Source organism: Afipia sp. GW823-FHT06G09, from assembly GCF_058794875.1.
The window spans coordinates 1-21,784 of record NZ_JBXAHF010000008.1; the positions used below are offsets into that span (position 1 = coordinate 1).

Sequence of the window (21,784 nt, forward strand, 5' to 3'; positions counted from 1 at the left end):
GGATTGTTACGTGCAGGAACCGGGTTGACCCCATAAAGCGCGGCTCCGGGCCGCACAACGTCATAATGAAAATCCTTACCAAGAAAGATTGCTGCCGAGTTCGCCAGTGACCGCGGCAATCCGGGAAAATGCTCGGCAAGCCGTCGAAATCTTGCAAGCTGCATCGCATTTGCTGCATGAGATGGCGTGTCCGCACATGCCAGATGGCTCATGACAAACCGGATATCCACGTTTGCAAATTGGGAGCCGCCTTTGACCCAGCCCGCAATCTCTCGCTGCGACATGCCCAGACGGTTCATTCCACTGTCGAACTGGATAACGGCCGGAAGCCGTCTCCCCAGATCGCGAGCATGCATCGACCAGGCAAGGCATTGATCGAAAGAGTTGAGAACAGGAATGAGTCCGGCTTCCGCACAGTCGGCCTCACCGCCGCTCGGAAGGCCGTTCAGAACGTAAATCGATGACTCGGACAAATGCGGCGAAAGCCGAAGTCCTTCGTCGAGATGCGCCACGAAAAAATCTCGACAGCCCTCGGCATGCAACACCGGGCCGATGTGTCGTGCACCGAGCCCATAGGCATCGGCCTTCAGCACCGCGCCACACCTCACGCGTGCGCCGAGCTTGCCCCTGAGAAACCGGTAGTTCCAGCGCACCGCGTTGAGATCAATTGTCAGCACCGCGCCCGCGTGCAGAGCACCGTCTTTTGTTATCGAACCCGCCACTCGAATCCACCCCAGCAAAGGCACCTTCAGACGCAGAATGCCAGCAGCACAGGAGGGATTCTCAGCGAAATATTGCCTTAAGCCACGATATTATTCATGAAAATAGCGGACATTGGCTATTATTTGGCGTATTCCTGCGTCGACAGCAGGGGCTCATTTTTATGATGGTGGAAACTGACTCAATCGACCGGAAAATCATGCGTGAACTCGTGCAGGATGCCCGGATCAGTCAGGTCATCCTTTCCGAGCGCGTCGGGCTCTCGCCCACCGCCTGCGCGAGGCGGCTGCAACTTCTCGAGAAGGCCGGCATCATTCGCGGTTACTCTGCGGATATCGATGCGGCCGGGCTCGGCTTTCTGATGACTGTGCTCGTCCACATTACCCTGGATCGTCAAAACGAGGACGCACTTACCGCGTTTGAAAGGGAGATCGAGAAATGTTCCGACGTCGTATCTTGTTACCTGATGTCAGGAAGCGATGATTATCTTGTGCAGGTCCAGGCACGCGACATGGAAGACTACGAACGCATTCACAAGCAACATCTGTCGCGCATGCCGGGTGTAGCACGCCTGCATTCGAGCTTCGCCATGCGCAGCGTCGTCAAGCGCACCATTTCTCCCGCAGCACTCAGCGGCTGAGATAGCGCATCTACTCTCCAAAGCTCTCAACAAGCGCGGCAGACGTTCCCGCTCCTGTTGAAGTGAGTTTGAGCTCAGCCGCGCGGAACGACGTGCGGTATCGTTCGCTGCTGGCGTCGCCGTAAAGCGTTGTCCGTTGGCGGGGCACCCGCTTCATTCCGCGGATAAGCGCCTCCATTTCACGTGGCGCCATCTCATGCCCATGCTCTGCACCGGCCGAACGAGAAATTGTTTCATCCATCAACGTGCCACCGAGATCGTTGACACCGGCCTGCAGGCAGGCACGAACTCCCGCTTCACCAAGCTTCACCCAGGACGTCTGAATGTTCGGCACCAGCGTATGAAGCGCCAGCCGACCGACTGCATGCATCAGGACAACCTCACGGAAGGTCGGCCCCTTGCGCGATCGGCCTTTGAGATAGATAGGTGCTTCCATATGAACGAAGGGCAGCGGAACGAACTCCGTAAAGCCGCCTGTTTCAGCCTGCAGATCGCGAATGCGCAGAATATGCCGCGCCCAATGCTCGTAGCGATCGACATGGCCGAACATGATGGTTGCCGTGCTGCGCAGCCCTTCGCGATGCGCCGTCTCCATGACGTCAAGCCACTGCGCCGTATTGATCTTGTCCGGACATAAGACTGAACGGACTTCGTCGTCCAAAATCTCCGCGGCCGTGCCCGGCAATGTGCCGAGGCCGACTGCCTTGAGTTCACGAGCAAATTCCCTGACGGAAATTCCAAGCGTCTTCGCACCCTGAAACACCTCAAGCGGCGAGAAGGCGTGGACGTGCATGTCCGGCACGGCCTTTTTCACCGTCCGGCATATCTCGAGATATTTGGCGCCGGTATAGGCCGGATGAATTCCACCCTGCATGCAGACCTCGGTGGCGCCGCGCTCCCATGCTTCTCGCGCCCGACGCCCGATCTCATCCATCGAAATGTCATAAGGCCGCCCACGCAAATTCTCGGCCAACTTACCTTTTGAAAAGGCGCAGAACTGACACTTGAAATAGCAGATGTTGGTGTAATTGATATTGCGGGTGACGACGTAGCTGACAACCTCGCCGTTGACATCGCGCCGCAGCTCATCCGCCGCGCGGCACACCGCCACAAATTCGTTATCTTCTGCTTCAAAAAGCATAACGATTTCTGCTTCCTCCAGCCGCTGTCCTGCCTGGGCTTTCCCGACGATTCTCCCGACGGCGCTGCTGGCAACGACAGGCGCGAGCTCTTGCAGCTTCGCCAGATCTTGCGCGGGCGGTTCGCAGGCTGCCCCGGGACACCAATCATCGCCGCGAGGCCAGCCGTGTCCATCCACGAAATTCAGTAGTGCAGTCTCAAGTGACCTATCGACCCAGCGCGCATGATGACGGGCATAAGCAGGGTAAATCGCAAGACGCTCTACGAGTTTCTTGCCGCATTGCGCGGTCGCTTCTTCAAGGCGCGTGAGGTGCGGCCAAGGCGCTTCCGGATTCACGTGATCCAGGGTGACTGGAGACACCCCTCCCCAGTCATTGATCCCGGCCTCCACAATCATGTCCAGCACGCCGGGACTGAGATTGGGTGGTGCCTGGATATTCATGTCCGGACGAAATAACAGCCGCGCGAGTGCGATGGTCCAGAGATGATCCTCAAGCGTCGCGGCCGGCACCCGCGCCATGCGTGTGTCCGGCTTCGGCTTGAAGTTCTGGATAATGATTTCCTGGAGATGACCATAGCGCTCGTCTAGTTCCCGCAGCGCCAACAGCGCTTCGATGCGCTCAAGCGGTGTTTCGCCGATTCCGATCAGCACCCCGCTCGTGAAGGGAACACCTTGCTCACCGGCGAGCGCGATGGTCTGCAACCTCGACGCCGGATCCTTGTCCGGCGAGCCGAAGTGCGGACCACCGCGCTCGCAGAGCCGCGACGATGCGCTTTCGAGCATAATGCCCTGTGAAATCGACACCTTACGCAACGCCGCGATGTCATCTGTTTCCATCAGGCCCGGATTGACGTGCGGCAGTAGGCCCGTCTCGTTGAATACGACGCGAGCCGCCTCCTCAAGATAGGCTAGCGTCGTGGAGTAACCCATCTCCTTCAATTCGTCCTGCGCGTGGCGGTAACGCAGTTCAGGCTTGTCTCCCAGCGTAAATAGCGCCTCCTTGCAGCCCGCCTCGCGGCCGGCGCGGGCAATCGAAAGCACTTCATCGAGGGTAAGGTAAGCACGCTGCCGTTTGCGCGGCGCATGAGCGAATGTGCAGTAATGGCAGACATCGCGACACAGTTGCGTCAGCGGAATAAAGACTTTCCGCGAGTAGGAGACCTTTGTTCCATGCACCTCGTCGCGCTGTTGTGCGGCGAGTCGCATCAGATCGGAAAGAGCCAAGCCGTTAACAAGAGACAGGACATCCTGCGCCGAGACGTCACTCCGACGAAGCACCTCCTGAATCAATCTGTCCGCCATGACACCAGAACCTCGTATCATTGCTTGTGCAGTGAAGGACATGAGATCGCCGGCCGCAAGAATCCGGAATTTGGCTCCCGCATGGATGCGTTAGCCGGGGCAACTGCGAAAGCTGCATCATGCCACCGCTCTGGTGCACCGATGGAGCGCAGATAGCGATCCGTCGCCGTCGCTGTATTCCGTTGCAGAAAGTGAAACAAATCCTCAGGCTGATCGATGTCCAATCCTATCCGGCCGTTCAGAACCACTTTTGGCTTGATGCCGATCTGATTGGCTGCACTGACATGACGCGCGAAACTCTGCGCACCAAAGCATAGCTCCAGCTGCCCCGGCAGGTTTATCGCCAACGCGTTCGTGCCGCCATCCCGCGTCGCAGGCACGATAGCCATATATCCGCGCTTCAGAGCGGCAAGCAGGCCGGAAATATCCTCGCTCAAGACCGTGGGCACATCGCTTGGCAGAATGACGACACATCGACCTCCGCGCTCCCCAACCGCGGCAAGTCCGGCCTTGATTGCATCATTGGTACCGGCCGCATAGCCATCATCGATCACTTCCACGCCGAGACGCAACGCTTCCATCGCGACCTCGTCTGAATTCGTGACAACGGCAATGTTTCGCGGCCCCAAAGCACCACCAGCAGCGCCAAGAACATCGGACAACATCATCCGCGCCAGCATGGCGCGCTCAGAATCGCTCAGAAGGGGTGAAAGCCGACACTTGGCCATCGCAAAGGACTTCGCCGGAACGACAATCCATGCATCGCTACCAATCACGACGCGCCTCCCGAATGAGGAGCAGCTTCTCTGCTCTGACCCCGCCGCTCAATGCGACGACAACTCCTTCACCCGAACCATGAGTTGACGGCCGGCTCATCGAAACAGATCCTGCTCTCTCGGACGCACCAGAGCCGACGCTGCGTTCATGGGCGCAGAACTTGAAAATCCACGAACGTGCACGATGGGTTGTGCTTCCGCGCCCTGCCCCATCACCAGTGACGCCGCTGCAGCCAGCTCGTCAGCGATGGCAGTTTCCGTCACCTGCATCGGCCGGCTGAACAGATCATGCACCCCAATCAAGCTCTGCAATGACGGTATTCCCGCGCTTCCCAGCGCAACGCCCACGACGCCATTGCGCCAAGGGCGGCCGAAACTGTCGTTCACAACAACGCCAACGCTCACGCCAAAACGCCGATCGAGACCAGCTTTCAAATCTTCACAGCTTGCATCCGGGTTCTCCGGCAACAGCAGCACGCGGTGACCCTGACTTTGCTCAATATTGGACTCGTCGATCCCCGCATTCGCCATGACAAAGCCCAAGCGATGAGCGACGATCATCACGTTCCTCCGCGTACGGACCACCTGGGTCGACTCGGAAAGTACGACCTCGATGTGCCGCGGGTCTTTCCCAACGGTCTTCGCAAGTTCCAACGCGCGAGCAGAGGGCGTCACATTATCGAGGTAGACGTATCTGTTCTCCGACTTTGACACGATCTTCTGTGCGAGTATCAAGACATCGCCAGCGATTACTTCAATTCCGGCGCGGATCGTTCCATCGGCGATGATCTGAACGAGATCGTCGCCCGGTTGAACCAGGGGGATATCGGGAAGGGCCGTATAGGTGATGCTCCTCGTCAAAGGTACGCTTCCTTCGCAGTTCCGGGTCTACCGCCGCTCAATTGTCACGGCAGATCATTTGGGCCCGGATCTAAAGAGTCCGGCAATCCAACGTCCAACCGCTGATAGCACGAGAGTGAAAACGTTCAGGGATTGCGGCTCCGTGTGCACTGACGGGGCAGCTTGCGGGGTGGCGGTCGTTCTTTCCGAGGCGGAGGTGGGCGCAGGCGCTGCATTAACCGCAAGCATCTTCTCAAGATTGCCTGCGAATATTTTGGTAATGCTGGCGGCAATTTCCTTGACGAGACTACCGCGGCTGAACTGAGCTAGCGTCCCGGTCATGCTGTAATCGACCTTCAGCGCAATACGCGTGGTGTGATCATTAACGGACAATAGTTGGTACACGACAGAAGCGTTCACGCGAGAGGCGCTCTTGCCATCACGTCCTGTACCCTTGATCGTGCCTGAATGGGCGGCCTCGTCGCGCGTAACTTCCGCATCACCCGCAAAAGCCGCCTTGATCGGCCCGAGCTGAACGCGAAAAACACCACTCGCCTTACGGTTATCCTCGACATTGGTGATCGCTGCGCCCGGAATGCAGGACGCGGTGGCACGAAGATCTTCGAGCGCGCGCCACACGACCGGGAGCGGATAAGTTACGTCGAAAGCCTGTTCTAGCTGCAAAAGTCTTTACTCCTTGGCTTCGGCGGCGAAAACGTTCTGAACCGCGCGTACGATCCCCTGATATCCGGTACAGCGACAGAGATTTCCTGACATCTCGCGGCGGATTCCAGCTTCATCCAATTTTTCGAATCGCGTTGTGACGTCGTAAGCCGTCATCAGCATGCCGGGTGTGCAATAGCCGCATTGCAGGGCATGTTCGGCAGAAAATTCAGCGCGGATGGCGCTCATTCTCTCGTCGCAATCAAACCCTTCAATCGTCCTGATATCGCGGCCATCGCAAGCGGCGGCAAGAGCGATGCACGAACGGGCCGACACACCGTCTATATGGATCGTGCATGCACCGCAGACACCGTGCTCGCAACCGACATGCGTTCCCGTCAGACTCAATTTCTCGCGAAGAAAGTCCACCAGCGACATGCGTGGATCGACGCTCGCGCTCAGAGGCTCACCGTTGATGGTCAGAGATATCTGGATCATTGCCGCGCTCCCGTCTGCAACGCCCGCATCACCGCGGCAGCATGGAAATGAAGATGACGGCCCTCCACAGATGGCGCGGCCGCGCCGAGTGCATGTCGAATGCTGTCGAGGGTGACGGCCTGCGTGTCCTTCGCAAGGAGGGAAAGCAGAACCGCGGGGGTTGACATCGCTCCTGCGACGACGCGGTAGACGCTGCGCGCTTCGTCATCGATCACACAGCCGATTGCTTCCGCAAACTCGCCGACCTTGCGTGTATGCTTGTAGTATCCCCACCTCGCCTTTGCGCTGAGGAGCGGAATGTGAACCGAGGTCAGAATCTCTCCCGGCTGCAACGCCACCGTGAAGTTGCCGAGAATGAAATCCGCAATCGACAACTGACGCGCTCCATCAGGCCCCGAAATGGTCACCTTGGCGTCCAGCGCCAACAAACACGACGGCCAGTCCGCCGCGGGATCGGCATGAGCCAGACTCCCGCCAATCGTGCCGCGATTGCGCACACCGCGATAGGCGATCCCCCCCGCCACATATCGCAAGATATCGAACGTCACGCCGGATTCCTGACAGAATTCAAGCGCCGAATGGGTCACAAGCGCACCGATGGATACTTCCGTTGACGATACCTCCATGGCCTTCAGCTCAGCGAGCGCGGAAAGATCAACGATCGCCGCCGGCCGAACCAGACGCAGGTTGAGCATCGGCATCAGGGACTGACCGCCCGCGAGAACGCGAGCATCGCCCTCATATCTCACAAGGACATCCGAAGCTTCGGCAAGACTGGCCGGACGATGGAATTCAAAGGAAACGGCCTTCATCACGCCAACCTTGCAGGGATTCCGGGCGCAATCCCGGCCTGCTCAAGGGCATCCAGAATCCGCGCCGGAGAGACAGGCACCTCGGCAACTTCTGCACCGAACGGAATCAGCGCATCGTTGACCGCATTCACGATCGCGGCCGGTGGCGCGATCGCACCACCCTCACCTACGCCCTTCAATCCGAAACGCGTGAATGGCGATGGTGTTTCAATGCTGAACAGGCGAATGTTCGGAATGTCACCGCACCCCGGCACCAGATAGTCCGCGAATGTGGATGCCTGCGGTTGACCTGACTCGTCGTATCGAACCTCCTCGAACAGCGCAGTCCCGATGCCCTGCACAATGCCGCCGAGAATCTGGCCTTCAACGATCATCGGATTGACCTGCGTCCCGCAGTCGTCGACAGCGACGTAATCGCGAAGCTTCACAGTGGCAAAATCGCGATCAATTTCGACAACGGCCACGTGCGTGGAATAGGCGAATGCGCCGGTATCCTGCTTGGGACGATAACCGCCGATCACTTCAAGACCGGCAGAGTCCATATCTGACGGCAGCTCAGCCGGTGAGAAATAGGCAATGCGCGCAATCTCCGTAATGGTCATCGACGCGGAGCCAGCATGGAAAGCGCCTTGACGGAATTCGAGATCGTCTACGGAACGCTGCATGAGATGCGCGGCCGCTTTGCGAAGGCGATCCAGCAAGCGGTCGCACGCATCAGCGACCGCACCGCCGACCATGATCATGCATCGCGATGCATAAGTGCCGGTTGAATAAGGCGTAAGCGCGGTATCGCCATGAACTACACTGATGTGATCGACATGCACGCCGAGAACATCCGAGGCCACCTGAGCCAGCGATGTTTCCATGCCCTGACCGTGCGACTGAACGCCCGTGCGAATATCGACGCCGCCATCAGGCGTAATGCGGACCGCCGCCTGTTCATGTCCTGGCATAAGTCGCGTGCCCAGCCCGGCGAGCGTCGACGTGCTGACACCTGTATGTTCGGTATAGGTAGCGAAGCCAATTCCAAGGAGCGAACGGCCATCGGCCAATCGCTCCTTTTGCTCGGCACGCAGCATATCGAGGTCGATAGCGTTCAGGGCCGTATCGAGACCCTTCCGATAATCGCCGCTGTCATAGAGCTTGCCGGTTACGGACTGATAAGGCATCTCCTCGACGGACACAAGATTTTCACGCCGAACAAGATAGGCCTCGCGCTTGACTGCACGCGCCAGCGCGTCGATCGTCAACTCGGTCGCGAAGCAGGCGCCCGGTCGCGCCACGGCGCGGTAAGCCTGAATCGGCGGCTTGTTTGTCGCCACCGTCTTCGCAGTCACGCGATAGTTCTTGAGCCGATAAGGCCCCGGCAGAATGCCGCTGGCCTGAATGGCATCGAAGGCACAGGTATGCGGCCAGATCGAATAGGCTCCCGCGTCGACAATGACTTCTGCGTCCAGTCCGAGCAACTGGCCTTGCTCGTCGCCATAGACGGTCATATTGTAAATGTGTTCTCGGCTATTCGCGCCCGCCGTTAAATGCTCGCGCCGATCTTCCAGCCAGCGCACGGGCCGCCCGAGCTTCATCGCGAGGTAGCCAAGGATCAATTCTTCCGGGTGAAGAATGGCCTTGTAACCAAATCCTCCGCCAACATCCGGCGCAACGACACGGATACGATTCTGATCGAGCTTGAGAAATTCGGACAAGCCGGTACGTATCAGATGAGGCGACTGCGTTGAGGAATGGACAACAAGCTGATTGGCCCGTTCGTCCCACAAAGCGACGACCCCGCGCCCCTCCATGGGCACAATGGCCTGACGCGCCAATTTGTAGGTTCGCGTCAGACGAATAGGCGCGCTTGCGCGCACCACTTCGAAATCCCGCCCCAACTCAAGCTGATGGAAGATATTTCCGGTCAGCTCAGGGTGGATCGCGGGCGCGCCGGACTCCATCGCCGAGACGGCATTTGTAAGCGCTGGAAGTTCATCAAAGTCAAAGAAGACCCGTTCGGCAATATCTTCTGCTTCGGCGCGGTTCGAACCTACGCAAGCCGCCAGAATCTGGCCGACGAAATTCGCCTTATCTCGCGCCATCACAGGATAAGGAGTCTTCACATAGCCGGCGATCGTTCCTTCCGCCAGAATCGGCTGAATCGCACCCAGATTCGCGCTTGTGAAGACCACCGCCCGATCATCCGGATCGATTTCTGCCGGCTTGAGAACGGCATGCGCGACCGGACTGCGCACAAACGCAACATCCAACATCCGAGGAAAAACGAGATCGCCAACAAACGTGCTTCTGCCATGCAGATGCCGACGATCTTCCTTGCGCGGAACGCGGGCTCCGATTCCGGTAGATTCCATCGTGATCTCCACTGACAACTTTCGACCCGTGAACTCAACCGCCGAGATACGCATCCCTGATGCCGTCGTCATGCAAGAGTGCCGAGGATTCCCTCTGCGGCGACACGACCCCACGTTCGATCACATAGGCGAGGCTGCTGTACTCCAGCGCCATGAATGCGTTCTGCTCGACCAGCAGGATTGAAACGCCCTGCTCGTTGATGCTTTTCAGCTTCTCGAATACTTCCTCGACGAGATTCGGCGCCAGGCCCAGCGACGGCTCATCAAGCAACATCAGCTTGGGGCGGGCCATGATAGCCCGTCCGATGGCAAGCATCTGCTGCTGTCCACCGGACAACGCCCACCCAAGCTGATTGCGTCGCTCGGCAAGAATCGGGAACAGGCCAAAGACGCGATCAAGATCATCGTCCAGCTTTTGCCCGCGGCCTGCCCACGGCGTCGTCGCCACCCGAAGATTGTCGTAGACGCTCAGGCCCGGAAAAACGCCGCGGCCTTCCGGCACCATCGAAACTCCCATCCGCGCGATCTCGGGAGTTGCGATGCCGGAAATATCCCGCCCCTCGAGCAGGACAGAGCCGCGTGCGCGCATTGCACCCATGATTGCGCGCAACGTGGTGCTCTTTCCGGCGCCGTTGGCACCGATCAATGTCACCATTTCTCCCTGTGGAACGCAGAGGTTGATGTTGTGCAACACCTCCACGCCGTCGGGATAAGCGGCGCTCAGATTACGAACCTCAAGCAAAAGCATTCTGCACATCCTTTGCCATTGCCCGCTTTCCAAGATAAGCGCTGATCACCTCGGGATTGGTTCGAATGTCCTGTGGCACGCCGCCCGCGATCTTCTTTCCGAAACTGAGAACTGTGATGTCGTCCGCGATGCGCATCACGAATGGCATATTGTGCTCGACGATCAGCACCGTCAGCCCAATCGCCTTCATCTTCTGAACACAGTTCACAAGGCGCTCAACCTCAGTCGGATTCATGCCGGCCGCCGGTTCATCCAGCAGGATCATCTTCGGACGCATGGCGAGGGCGCGCGCAATCTCAACGAGACGCTGCTGCTCATGGGGCAGCGAGCTGACAAGAATGTCCCGAACATGCCAGAGGCCAACGAACCGCAGGGCTGCTTCAGCGAGAGCATCCAGTTGCCTTTCTTCAGCAGCCGCCGACGGCAATCCCAGTACGACTGCAAGCCAGCCAGCGGATCTGGTCGCCCGGCAGCCCACCAGAACATTCTCTTTCACAGTCAGCGAATGGAATGACCGCAGGTTCTGGAACGTGCGGGCAATACCCAGCTTTGCGAGATTCCAGGAAGCGGTTTGCTGAAGTTTCTCACCGTCAAACGTCATGGTGTTGGGGGCTGGAACATAGACGCCCGAAACCAGGTTGATGAAAGTCGACTTCCCTGCGCCGTTCGGCCCGATCAACGCGTGAATCGATCCGGCCTTCACATCCATCGACAGGTCGTTGATTGCAACCAGTCCGCCGAACCTGCAAGTCAGATGGTCGATCGCAAGCATATTCGCATTCGCGGGCAAATGCGTTGCCTCTGCGGGCCGGAGCAATGCGATTGCCGGATCGTCCAGCGAAAGCTCGTCGGCAAAATCCGAGGCGGTCGCCTGCGGCACTCTCGCAGCCTTCCCCCTGTTGAAAAGACCGAGAATGCCCTGCGGCAAGAACAGCACGGTGAACGCAACACCTGCGCCGTAGATCACCTGATAATATTCCTTCGACACCCGAAGCATTTCCGGCAACGCCATGATGAAGATCGCACCGAGGACAGGTCCAAAGGTCGTTCCCATACCCCCAATCAGCACCATGCTCAGGACCTGCGCCGTCACCTCGAACGTGAAGGTGTCCGGACTGAGAAATCCTACGAGGTTCGCATAAAGCGCTCCGGCAAAACCAGCGATCACCGAGCTGATCACAAACGCGAGAATTTTCATGCGCGTGACATTTACACCCGTGGTGCCTGCGGCCATCTCCGCATCGCGGATGGCCGCAAACTCACGCCCAAACTTGGAACGCTGAGTCCGGTATGACGCGATCAGGACCAGAATGAGCACTGCCAGAACGAGGAAATAGTATTTCTGATCGTTGTCGAACTCGAAGCCGAACAGCTTTGGCGACGGGATCCCTGAGATTCCGTCTGTGCCGCGCGTCACTTCACGCCAGTTGTACAAAACGATACGGACGATTTCACCGAAGCCGAGCGTTCCGAAAGCCAGATAGTGCCCTTTGAGCCGCAGCGCAGGAATACCGATGATCGCACCTGCGATCCCCGCCGTGATGCCCGAAGCGATGAAAGCCGGCCAGAACATCTCGCCCGAGGTGCCATGCGTCATGAGCGCCGCGGTATAGGCACCGATGCCAAAGAATCCTGCATGGCCGAGCGAAATCTGACCTGCATAGCCCAACACGAAATTCAAGCTCACAGCAAGAATTGCGTAGATAATGCCCATGTTGATCAGACGCAGGAAATAATCGTCCTGAACGACGAACGGCAGCGCGCACAGAAGTGCCAGACCCGCAATGACAGCAAGCTTGCGCATGAATCAACCGCGCTCCTTGATCGCTTCGCCGAGAATCCCGCGCGGGAAGGCAATCAGAAAGAGAATGAGGATCGCGATACAGATCGCGTCCTTGTAAACCGACGACACATAAACGGCTGCGAGGATCTCGATCAATCCAATTCCGATACCTCCAATCACGACACCCGGAATGCTGCCGAAACCTCCAATGACAACTGCAATGAATGATTTGAGCAGCACTGCGCCACCCATGTCGCTGTCGACGAGAAAAATCGGGGCGAGCAGCACACCCGCGAAGCCGGCGATCGCACCGGACATGATAAATGTGATGCCAATCATCCGGCGCGGCCTGATCCCCATATACTGAGCCATTTGCGAATTCTGCGCCGTGGCTCTGAGCCGCCGACCGAGGTCAGTATGAAAGAACAGCACGTACTGCAAGCCAAGCACGATCGCTGTGAACGCAATAATGGCGAGGTTTTCGGGCGACATCGCAACAGAGCCCAATGTCACCACGTCCACCGATGTCATCGGCAGAGCCTTTAGAGGATTGGGGCCCCAGATAATAATCGCGAGATTCCGGGCCAGAATGGAGAAGCCGATCGTGACAATCACGAAGTGCAGATAGGACCGGTCTTTCAGAGGATAAAACAGAACCCTCTGAAAGACCCAGCTCAACACGCCGATCGAAGCAGCGGACACAATCACGGCGATCCAGTAAGGCATGATTGCCGTAGTGGTGACGAGAGCGAAAGCCCCCAGCATGACGAATTCACCCTGCGAGAAGTTGAGGCCGCCGGATGCGTTGTAAATCAGAATGAAAGCCAGGCCGACCAGGGCGTAAATACACCCCATCGCGATTCCTGATGCGATAATCTGTGCCATCACTCATCCGTATGCTGGGTTGCGTCTCGCTATCCGCGCTCAGTTTCGCGCGACAACGCTCGTTTTACCGTTGTCGTCGAACTTCATGATCACGCGCTGGTGCCACAACGTGCCTTCCTCGTCAGATTTGTAGTTGCCGAGAATACCGTCATAGGACTTGGTCTTGAAGCCATCGCGGATCGCATCCCGGTCCACACCTTTTTCCTTCATGATTTCGACCAGCATTTTGACGGCGTCATAGTCCTGGGCGATATACATGTCCGGCGGGAAGCCGGCGCGCTTCTTGTAATCTTCCACGAACTTCTTGACCGCGGGCCGATCATTCTGCGTGGGGAGCACGTCGGGCGCCTGGCAATACTTGCCGGCGACTTCTGCAGGCGTCACGAGCTCGCGAAGATAAGCCTTACAGGTGCTCGCGGACGCCATATAGATCGCCTTGCCGCCGAGCTGCATGAATTTCTTCAGGGTCAGCGACTCGTCGATCGGGTATCCCTGAACGAAAACAACTTCAGCACCTGCCGCATTCATGGTCTCGATTTGTGCGGTCATATCCTTGTCGGTCGGCTGATACGAGGCGACAGCAACCGGAGTGATGTTGCCCTGCTCCTTCAGCTCCTTGGTCAGGTAGTCACGTCCCTGATAGCCCCACTCAGCCATAACGTGGATGATTCCGATCTTGGTCTTCTTTAGATCGTTGATGATGAACTTCGCGAGGCCCTTTTTGTCCACGGCATCGTTGCCGCTGTCACGGAAGTAGTACTTCGCGCCGGTTTTTGTGACGCCGGGCGTCGTCGCGCCGCCAATAAGCGTAACCTTGGCTTTTTCTGACACCGGCTGCAGCGCGAGGATTTGCGTTCCAAGGCCCGGCCCGATCACAGCGACGGGCTTCGACTGCAGAACCTTGTTCAGCGCATTGATCGCTGTGGTGTTGGATGCCTGGGTATCCTCAACGACTAGCTCGATCTTCTTGCCGTTGATTCCGCCCGCAGCGTTCACTTCGTCAATCGCGAGATTGATGGCTTCGAGATTCGGCTTTCCGTATGGCGACAGAACGCCGGTGATCGGCAACACCGCGCCGACAATGATCTTGTCCTGCGCGAAGCTTGCGCTCGCCATGAGCGAGACGCCTGCAGCAACAACCCCTCCAATGAGAAGTGCGCGACCGTTGTTCCGTTTCATTTCAACACCCCTTTTTTCCTTTGAGCACGACATCGCACTCGCCATTCCCACCCTAAAAGGCACGGTAACAGCGAATTCTATGCGTTTCAATGTTAAAAACATTGTTTCTTTCAGAGAAACATCCGCGTATAATGCTGCATACAGGGCAAGGATCAACTCGAAAGAATAAGCAATGAGCGCGAAGTTTGAGCATGTTAGAGCTGCAGAATGCATCGCGAGCCGCAGCCTCTACGCGAGAGTCTTCGTCAGCTTGCGCCACGGCACCCGCACGCCCGCACGCGACAAAAAGGCGCGACAGGCAAACCCGCGCAGCGCCCTGGATGCCTCAAAAGCAAGCCCACTCGCAGGGGAAGAGACTTTCGCCATCGCCGCAATTCGCTCGCGGTTTTCGAGATATCACTCGAAAGGCGTCTCGTCGTGCGGGGCATTTCAACAGTTACACGGGGATTCCGGTCGGGCAGATGAGGGCTTCCCATTGACGCGCGACATCAAAAGCGAAAGCTTTCGTGAATACTCCAGAACTGACCGCAATGATCCATCAGGTAGCCGCCAAGCACCCTTCATATCCGGCCTGCCGCCCCGGGCATCACCTATCCGATACTCAACTGAACGCACTCGCTGACATTTTTGAAATCACCAGAACGCCGCCGCAAGAAAGATCAGGCCTCCCATGAAGGCACGCACTGAAGCCGGAAACCAATCCCTTATCCGAGGCCTCAAGATCCTCGAGTCGTACACTTCATCGAAGCAAAGCTGGGGCGTTCGCGAACTGGGGCGCACGCTGGATATCAATGCCGCAACGACTTATCGGCTGATCGCGACGTTGGCGGATCGCGGCTATCTGGAAAAGAACGCCGATACGCAAAAATATCATCTGGGACCCAAGGTCGTTCAGCTCGCCGCCAATTATTCGATGCAAAATTCGCTGATCGAGATCAGCCTGCGAATCTTCGCCAAATACGAATCGCAGTTTCCGTACAACTTCTACATCGGCGTCATGAGCTCCGACGACGTGACCTATATCGCAGTCCACGAGTCCCGCGGCCCTCTCAAAATAATCATCGAGCCAGGCCAGAGCGTCAGCCTCTACGGTTCGGCACTGGGCCGCCTGCTGCTCTCCCAGGAGAGCGACGAATTTATCGAAGCACTTCTCGCCCGGAAGCCGATGGAAAAGATTACATCCCTGACGGTTACAAACCAGAAGGAGTTTATGAAGCAGATCCGCCAGATCAGAAAGAGCGGCTATGCCGTAAACCGCGGCGAAATCTACGAGGAGATCGCCGCCGTCGCCACACCCATCACCGGCCTCGACGGCAAGGTCGTCGCCGGCCTCGCACTGTGCTTCCCGCTTCACTATCTCGACACGAAGAAACTCGATCTTGATGAAATCATCCGACTGTCTCAGGTGATCGCAGACGAGATATCTGCGGCCAACCGCAGCACGGTTATTCGATAGCCAGCTCGCCCCCGCTAGAGGACAACAAGCTGCCGCGGCGAGCCCGACGTCAGAAGCACGTTGGGGCCAGTTTCAGAGACCACGAACGGATTCTCCACGTGCACCGCGCCGACGCCAAACTCGTAGTACGGCGTTTCGATGTTGATCACCATGCCAGGCTCGATGACCACATCGCTGCTGTCGTTGAGGATCGGCTGCTCGTAAACTTCCGCACCGATGCTATGACCGACGTGATGCCGGCGATAACGGGGCTCGCCATTGTCGCGCACGGCCTGGACTGTCAGATGGAATACGTCCGCGCCCGTCATGCCGGGGCGTGTATGCTCAATTCCCGCACGTTCCCCCTCCGCCATGGCACGATACAGCTCCAGAATGCGGGCTGAAGGCTCGCCAAAGCTGAATGTGCGGGCCAGATCCGACCAATACCCGTCACAGGTGCAGCCGACATCGAACCAGATGGTGTCACCTTTCTGAAGCGGGGTCCGATCCGGCTTGATCTGGCCGCCCACGCTGTTCCGCCCGAAGCGAATCATCGTGAATTCGGGACGTCCACCTTGCGATACGATCGAGCGGTTGAACTCGAGATACAGCTCCCGCTCTGTCACACCCTGTTGCGCAATCGATACTGCGGCCGCGATGGCCTGCTCGGTGATAAGGCCCGCGCGTGCGATACGCCGCACTTCTTCCGCGGTCTTGACGCGACGCACCCACGCAAATGCTGCGGAAGCCGGAACGAAGTCTGTCGTCGCCAGTTCTTTCCTGAGCGCCGCTTCCACACCGATCCGGAAGCCATTCTCGTCCAGCCCGACGCGCTTTCCGGCAAGTCCGGCCTTCTTCAATGCGGACGCAAGCGCTGCCGCACCATTCGGTTGCGCGGGATTATTGGTGAGGCTCTGAAGACGCCGCTCGTGCTGTGGCAACGCTTCCCGGGTGTGATGTTCGCGATAGAAAACGCCAAAATTAACAGCTTCGACAATGTTGGCGGTGCTATCCAGCACCTGGTCGATCTCGCCTGTGGACGAAACGAAGGTGACCTCCTCAGGGGCGTCGCGCGTAATGACCGCATAGCATTGGCCGAAATACGGATGCAAATGCAGCGAAACACTCTTGATATCCGTCAGGTAATGCACGTTCTCCGTGGTCGCCGCGACCAACCCGTCCAGATTTTCATCGGACATTTTCCGCTTCAGCCGCTCAACGTGCGCCAGCATTCTTCACCTGTTTTATATATTGAAACACTATTTCATTATGTGTGACACGACATCTCGTCATCGTCAACTTGGAAACGGCTTGATTCGAGTATTCACCCGGGAAAGCCGCTGCTTCCGCCTTGACGATACGATCTCCCAGTGGTTCATTGATGAAAACAGCGTTTCTTTATTTGAAACAAATAACCGGAGATGAGAATGAAGATCAGCGTGGGACTCCCGACGGGCATGGAAGGCCTGATGTATCCGGTGCCTTTCTCGACCCCGAAGGACATCGTCGATATCGCGGTTCACGCCGAACGGCTGGGCTATCACTCGGTCTGGGGCAATGACCACATGACCACCCAGCACTATGTGCGCGAAGAATTCTCCACGCCTCCGAACTACTGGGAACCATTGATCACCTACGGCTTCATCGCCGCCGCCACCAAAACGCTCCGCATGGGCACCGGAATGCTGATTCTGCCAATGCGCCGCGACATCGTCGTGACCGCAAAGCAGATTGCGACGCTCGATCAGTTCAGCAACGGACGCGTGGAGATCGGTATCGGCGTCGGCGCATATCGCGAGGAATTCGAGGCCCTGCAGCCAAACTTCAAGGCGCATCGCGGCAATATGGTCGACGAAGGCCTGAAGGCACTGCGGCAGCTCTTCACCGAACGGTCCGCGTCGCACGATGGCGAATACTATCAGTATCGTGACGTTGAAATGTTCCCGAAGCCCCTTCAGTCGACCTTGCCGCTTTATCTCGGCGGCAACAATCCAAATGCAATCCAGCGCGCCGCGCGCGCAGGCGACGGATGGATGCCGGCCTGCGTCGAAGTCTCCAAGCTGCGTGAATGCACGAAGATGCTGCACGAGCTCGCAGCGGAGAGCGGCCGCGACGGAACCAAGCTCGAAGTCGCACCTCAGTACATCGTTTATGTCGGGAAAACCCGCGAACAGGCTATCGCCAAATTCAAGCAGTCGCAAATGTACAATCACCTTGTTTCATTGAGCAAATCGACACTCAAGGATCAGGGCGCAGTTGCACACGAGGACATCAACCTCGTCGGCGACGCCCAGCATGTCATCGACCTCGGGCTGAAGCTGAAAGAAGCAGGCGCTACCCATCTCCTCGGCCTTTACTTCGCAGTGAACACGGTACCCGAACTACTCGAGCAGATGCAGATCTTCGCGGAAGAAGTCATGCCGCATCTGGTGAAGGCCTAACGAGTATGTCGAACGCATCTCTTCCCACCCTGTCGATCGTCGGCGGCACCGGCGATCTCGGTTCCGGTCTCGCGCGGAGCTGGAGCCGTGCGGGATATCCCGTCGTTCTCGGATCGCGTTCGGCCGAGCGCGCTCAGGAAGCGGTTTCTCAATTGACCGCGGAAGGCTTCTCGAACGTCAGCGGCGACACGAATGCCGGTGCAGCCGCGAAGAGCGATATCATCGTCGTCGCAGTGCCGTTTTCCAACTACGAAGCAAGCCTCGCCGAGATCAAGGACGCTGCTAAGGGCAAGATCGTCGTCACGGCTGTCGTGCCGCTCGTCCCACCGAAGGTCTCGGTTGTTCAGCTCCCGAGTGCAGGCTCAGCAGCCCGGATCGCACAAACAGCGCTCGATTCGACCTCGCGCGTCGTCGGCGCGTTCCATAATGTCGGCTCGCAGAAGCTTCACGCCGGCGGAAAGGCCGACTGCGACGTTCTGGTCTTTGGTGACGATGCCGATGCGCGTGGTGAAGTGATCAAGCTTGCGGATGCCGTGAGCAATCGCGGCGTCGATGGCGGCGCGCTGGCAAATTCGGCCGCAGCGGAGGCTTTGACCTCCGTCCTCATCTCAATCAATCGCAAATACAAAGTGAAGGGCGCCGGCATCACCATTTCCGGCCTGGCGTAACGGAATCAAAACATGAGTTCGATTGACAGCAATCTCAAGAAGCTTGGCATCACCCTGCCGACGCCAGCCGCTCCGCTGGCTAATTACGTTCCGGCGGTTTTCACCGGAAATCTGCTGGTGATTTCCGGTCAGCTTTGTTTGAACGCAGAAGGCAAGCTTGAAGACACCCATCGCGGCAAACTGGGTGACAGCGTCTCGCTTGAGGCGGGACAGGCTGCAGCGAGGCTCTGCGCGATCAACGTACTCGCGCAAGCCAAGGTTGCTCTGCAGGGAGATCTTAGCCGTATTCGGCGTTGCGTCCGCCTAGGTGGCTTTATCAATTCAGCTCCGACATATGATTCCGTGCCGCAGGTTATGAACGGTGCGTCGAATCTCATGGTGGATGTTTTCGGTGATATCGGCCGACATGCGCGCTCGACTGTCGGCGTCGCACAGCTTCCGCTCGATTGCGCCGTCGAGGTCGAAGCCATGTTTGAAATCGCCCCGAGCTGATCGCGGCGCCACAGATAAAGCAAAGCCATGGCTCTCATTCTAGGTCTCGAATGCGTCCGATGCGGCACGCGTTACGCCCCTGATCACTTCGCCGAGGATTGCCCGGCCTGCCGTCCGGCAACCCGCAGCAACCTGATGGTCGCCTATGACGAGACCATGTGTCACCCCCGTCCGAAGCCGTCTGCGGAAGCCGGTTACGGGCTGTGGCGTTATGGCGATCTGCTACCGGTCAACCAAGCAGAAGGCGTCAGCCTTGGTGAAGGTGGCTCTCCGCTGCATCGGCTGGACCGGATCGGTGCAGACCTCAGCCTCCCGCGCCTCTACGGCAAGGACGAGACGAGAAATCCGACCTGGTCCTTCAAGGATCGCCTCGCCTGCCTTGCGGTGTCATCGGCCAGAAAGATGGGTGCCAAGGTTATCGTCTCAAGTTCGTCCGGCAATGCCGGTGCCGCCGCGGCGGCTTATGCCGCCAAGGCCGGCCTCCGCTGTGTGATATTCACCTTCAAGGGCACATCCGGCCCCATGGTGACGCAGATGCGCGCCTATGGGGCAGAAGTGATCGCCTGCGAGCACAAGGATGATCGTTGGACGCTGATGGAACATGCCGTTCGTAACTACGGTTGGTTTCCGACATCGCCATTTTTCGGGCCGGTCGTCGGCAGCAATCCATACGGCATCGAAGGGTACAAGACCTTGGCCTATGAGATCGCGGAGCAATTGAATTGGTCCGTACCAGACTGGTGCATTCTTCCTGTCTGTTATGGAGACGCGCTGCTGGGTATGTGGCGCGGTTTTCAGGACATGATGGCCTTAGGCTGGACCGACCGCATGCCGCGCATGGTCGCGGCCGAAACGTATGGCTCGATCGGCGCAGCCCTTGCCAGCGGCGTCGATACGCCGCCGGACATTCGCTCGAACTCAGCGTCTATCGCGGTCTCGATCAACGCCACCCGGGGAACCTTTCAGGCGCTGGATATCGTGCGAAGGTCGGGCGGCGCTGCAGTGACCATCGGGAACGAAAACATGCTTCGCTGGCAGGATCTGCTCTCCCGTCAGGAAGGCCTGTTCGTGGAAGCATCGACGGCCGCCGGAGTTGCCGCCGTGGAGTATCTCGTCCGTTCCGGCAAGATCGAACCTCACCATTCCGTCGTGTCCCTGCTCACTGCCTCCGGCCTGAAAGATCCCGTCACGGCAGAATCTTCGCTGGGCGAAATGATCACCCTGCCCGCGAATCTCGGCGAGTCGATCGAGCTGTTGAAATCCAGAAAGATCTTCCCGCAATAGTGCAAAGGCGGCATCTGACAGCAACATTTGGCCGCGTGAAGCTTCGATTGTAAAATCGCCAGTGTAGCATCGACTCCACATCAATTCCGCGTCGTTCGAATAAAGAGAAACATCATGCGTAGCGAATTCGGACTCTCACTGGAAGGCAGCGAAACACTCGATTCCCTTCGGGCCATGGCCAAACTGGCGGACGATAGCAAGGCATCAACCATCTGGCTTGCCTCGCATCTTTTCCAGCGCGAACCGATTGCAACAGCCGCGCTCATTCTTTCAGCGACGAAGAACGTCAAAATCGCCCTGATGGCGATGAGCCCCTATTCGGTGCACCCGGTCTACAGCACGATGGCTGCAGCAACCCTGAACGAACAATTCCCAGGCCGCGTCAAACTCTGTTTTGGCGTCGGCGCTCCCCGTGATCTGGAAGCAGCCGGGCTTACCGCCGAGCATCCGCTCGCGACGCTGCGTGAATCGATCCAGATCGCACGCGCGCTGCTGAGTGGCGAGACGGTCGAGCACGAGGGCCAGAAATTCAAGGTTTCGGGCCGGCGCCTATCGATCGGCGCGCAGGACCTGCCGATCTTTCTGGCCGCGTCGGGCCCTCAAATGCTCGAGCTCGCCGGCGCCCTCGCTGATGGCGTTCTCATCAGCGCTGCAACCTCGCCCGCCTTCATTCGCTGGACACTGGATCTGGTTCGCAAGGGCGAAGAGCAGTCCGGCCGGCGAATCCAGAAAACAGCCCTAGCTTTCGTGTCCACGGCCGACAACGAAGTCGCCGCGCACGACAGGCTACGGCGAATCCTGGCATTCATTCTGCGCGGCCAGCATCACGCGCGCAATCTGTCCCTTGCAGGAACATCGCTCGATCAGGCTGCTCTTGCTGCAGCCTACGCTCAAGAAGACTGGAGTACAGTGGAAGAGCTGGTCTCCGATGACGTGGTCCGGAATCACGCCGCGAGCGGAACACCGGAGCAGTTCAATCAGGCGATCAAGGCCTATGAAGATGTCGGGATCGACGAGATTGTCGCAGCTGGCGTCGGTGAAGTCCAGCAGCTGAAGCGCGTATTCGCCGCTGTCGGGAAATCGGAGTGAACTCGACCTTCCCCGAAATAGTCGCCCG

General features: G+C 58.1%; 20 protein-coding genes. 7 read left to right on the plus strand and 13 right to left on the minus strand.

Going from position 1 to position 21,784, the window contains the following annotated elements:
- On the minus strand, window positions 1-740 hold a 740-nt coding region (locus tag AC1Q67_RS24975; RefSeq protein ID WP_492238036.1), incomplete at its 3' end, for an alanine racemase.
- Between the two features lie 143 nt (window positions 741-883).
- Here AC1Q67_RS24975 and AC1Q67_RS24980 point away from each other — a divergent pair.
- Complete coding sequence (locus tag AC1Q67_RS24980; protein ID WP_492238034.1) at window positions 884-1,360, plus strand: Lrp/AsnC family transcriptional regulator; 477 nt, start codon at window positions 884-886, stop codon at window positions 1,358-1,360.
- 10 nt (window positions 1,361-1,370) lie between these two features.
- Here the strand turns inward: AC1Q67_RS24980 and cofH are convergent, their stop codons facing one another.
- The 11 genes from cofH to AC1Q67_RS25035 form a co-directional block, all read right to left on the minus strand.
- Window positions 1,371-3,803, minus strand: coding sequence for a 5-amino-6-(D-ribitylamino)uracil--L-tyrosine 4-hydroxyphenyl transferase CofH (cofH, locus tag AC1Q67_RS24985; protein ID WP_492238032.1), 2,433 nt, complete (start codon window positions 3,801-3,803; stop codon window positions 1,371-1,373).
- Window positions 3,804-3,820: 17 nt separating this feature from the next.
- Window positions 3,821-4,579 (minus strand): 2-phospho-L-lactate guanylyltransferase, encoded by a 759-nt coding sequence (gene cofC, locus AC1Q67_RS24990; RefSeq protein WP_492238030.1) that lies wholly within the window; start codon window positions 4,577-4,579, stop codon window positions 3,821-3,823.
- Between the two features lie 96 nt (window positions 4,580-4,675).
- Window positions 4,676-5,440, minus strand: a complete 765-nt coding sequence (gene cofE / locus AC1Q67_RS24995; protein ID WP_492238028.1) for a coenzyme F420-0:L-glutamate ligase — start codon at window positions 5,438-5,440, stop codon at window positions 4,676-4,678.
- Between the two features lie 54 nt (window positions 5,441-5,494).
- Window positions 5,495-6,103, minus strand: a complete 609-nt coding sequence (locus AC1Q67_RS25000; protein WP_492238026.1) for an SRPBCC family protein — start codon at window positions 6,101-6,103, stop codon at window positions 5,495-5,497.
- A gap of 6 nt (window positions 6,104-6,109) precedes the next feature.
- Window positions 6,110-6,580: a (2Fe-2S)-binding protein gene (locus AC1Q67_RS25005; protein WP_492238025.1), complete on the minus strand. Its 471-nt coding sequence runs from the start codon at window positions 6,578-6,580 to the stop codon at window positions 6,110-6,112.
- The gene (locus AC1Q67_RS25010; RefSeq protein WP_492238023.1) at window positions 6,577-7,392 is read right to left on the minus strand and encodes an FAD binding domain-containing protein; all 816 of its coding nucleotides are present in this window, start codon (window positions 7,390-7,392) and stop codon (window positions 6,577-6,579) included. The genes AC1Q67_RS25005 and AC1Q67_RS25010 overlap by 4 nt, the downstream gene beginning before the upstream one ends.
- Window positions 7,392-9,824 carry a xanthine dehydrogenase family protein molybdopterin-binding subunit gene (locus tag AC1Q67_RS25015; protein WP_492238179.1) on the minus strand — a complete coding sequence of 811 codons (2,433 nt, stop codon included), beginning with the start codon at window positions 9,822-9,824 and terminating at the stop codon, window positions 7,392-7,394. Before AC1Q67_RS25015 ends, AC1Q67_RS25010 begins: the two co-directional genes overlap by 1 nt.
- Window positions 9,787-10,494 carry an ABC transporter ATP-binding protein gene (locus tag AC1Q67_RS25020; RefSeq protein ID WP_492238039.1) on the minus strand — a complete coding sequence of 236 codons (708 nt, stop codon included), beginning with the start codon at window positions 10,492-10,494 and terminating at the stop codon, window positions 9,787-9,789. The genes AC1Q67_RS25015 and AC1Q67_RS25020 overlap by 38 nt, the downstream gene beginning before the upstream one ends.
- Window positions 10,487-12,304: a branched-chain amino acid ABC transporter ATP-binding protein/permease gene (locus AC1Q67_RS25025; protein WP_492238021.1), complete on the minus strand. Its 1,818-nt coding sequence runs from the start codon at window positions 12,302-12,304 to the stop codon at window positions 10,487-10,489. The genes AC1Q67_RS25020 and AC1Q67_RS25025 overlap by 8 nt, the downstream gene beginning before the upstream one ends.
- Before the next feature lie 3 nt (window positions 12,305-12,307).
- Window positions 12,308-13,168, minus strand: coding sequence for a branched-chain amino acid ABC transporter permease (locus AC1Q67_RS25030; RefSeq protein WP_492238019.1), 861 nt, complete (start codon window positions 13,166-13,168; stop codon window positions 12,308-12,310).
- Window positions 13,169-13,207: 39 nt separating this feature from the next.
- Window positions 13,208-14,347, minus strand: coding sequence for an ABC transporter substrate-binding protein (locus AC1Q67_RS25035; RefSeq protein ID WP_492238180.1), 1,140 nt, complete (start codon window positions 14,345-14,347; stop codon window positions 13,208-13,210).
- Window positions 14,348-15,017: 670 nt separating this feature from the next.
- Here AC1Q67_RS25035 and AC1Q67_RS25040 point away from each other — a divergent pair.
- Window positions 15,018-15,803, plus strand: a complete 786-nt coding sequence (locus AC1Q67_RS25040) for an IclR family transcriptional regulator (RefSeq protein WP_492238016.1) — start codon at window positions 15,018-15,020, stop codon at window positions 15,801-15,803.
- Between the two features lie 14 nt (window positions 15,804-15,817).
- On the opposite strand, the gene AC1Q67_RS25045 is transcribed toward AC1Q67_RS25040, so the two are convergent.
- Entirely contained in the window at window positions 15,818-17,014 is a 1,197-nt protein-coding gene (locus tag AC1Q67_RS25045) for a M24 family metallopeptidase (RefSeq protein WP_492238015.1), read from the minus strand.
- Window positions 17,015-17,209: 195 nt separating this feature from the next.
- On the opposite strand from AC1Q67_RS25045, the gene AC1Q67_RS25050 reads away from it, so the two are divergent.
- The 5 genes from AC1Q67_RS25050 to AC1Q67_RS25070 all read left to right on the plus strand — a co-directional run bounded on the left by AC1Q67_RS25050 (window position 17,210) and on the right by AC1Q67_RS25070 (window position 21,756).
- Complete coding sequence (locus AC1Q67_RS25050) at window positions 17,210-18,223, plus strand: LLM class flavin-dependent oxidoreductase (protein ID WP_492238013.1); 1,014 nt, start codon at window positions 17,210-17,212, stop codon at window positions 18,221-18,223.
- A gap of 5 nt (window positions 18,224-18,228) precedes the next feature.
- On the plus strand, window positions 18,229-18,891 hold the full coding sequence (gene npdG, locus AC1Q67_RS25055; protein ID WP_492238011.1) for an NADPH-dependent F420 reductase: 663 nt from the start codon (window positions 18,229-18,231) through the stop codon (window positions 18,889-18,891).
- A gap of 12 nt (window positions 18,892-18,903) precedes the next feature.
- A complete protein-coding gene (locus AC1Q67_RS25060; RefSeq protein ID WP_492238009.1) occupies window positions 18,904-19,383 on the plus strand; it encodes a RidA family protein in 480 nt (159 codons plus the stop codon).
- A gap of 27 nt (window positions 19,384-19,410) precedes the next feature.
- On the plus strand, window positions 19,411-20,667 hold the full coding sequence (locus AC1Q67_RS25065; protein WP_492238007.1) for a pyridoxal-phosphate dependent enzyme: 1,257 nt from the start codon (window positions 19,411-19,413) through the stop codon (window positions 20,665-20,667).
- 114 nt (window positions 20,668-20,781) lie between these two features.
- Window positions 20,782-21,756, plus strand: a complete 975-nt coding sequence (locus AC1Q67_RS25070; RefSeq protein WP_492238005.1) for an LLM class flavin-dependent oxidoreductase — start codon at window positions 20,782-20,784, stop codon at window positions 21,754-21,756.
- Window positions 21,757-21,784 lie beyond the last annotated feature (28 nt).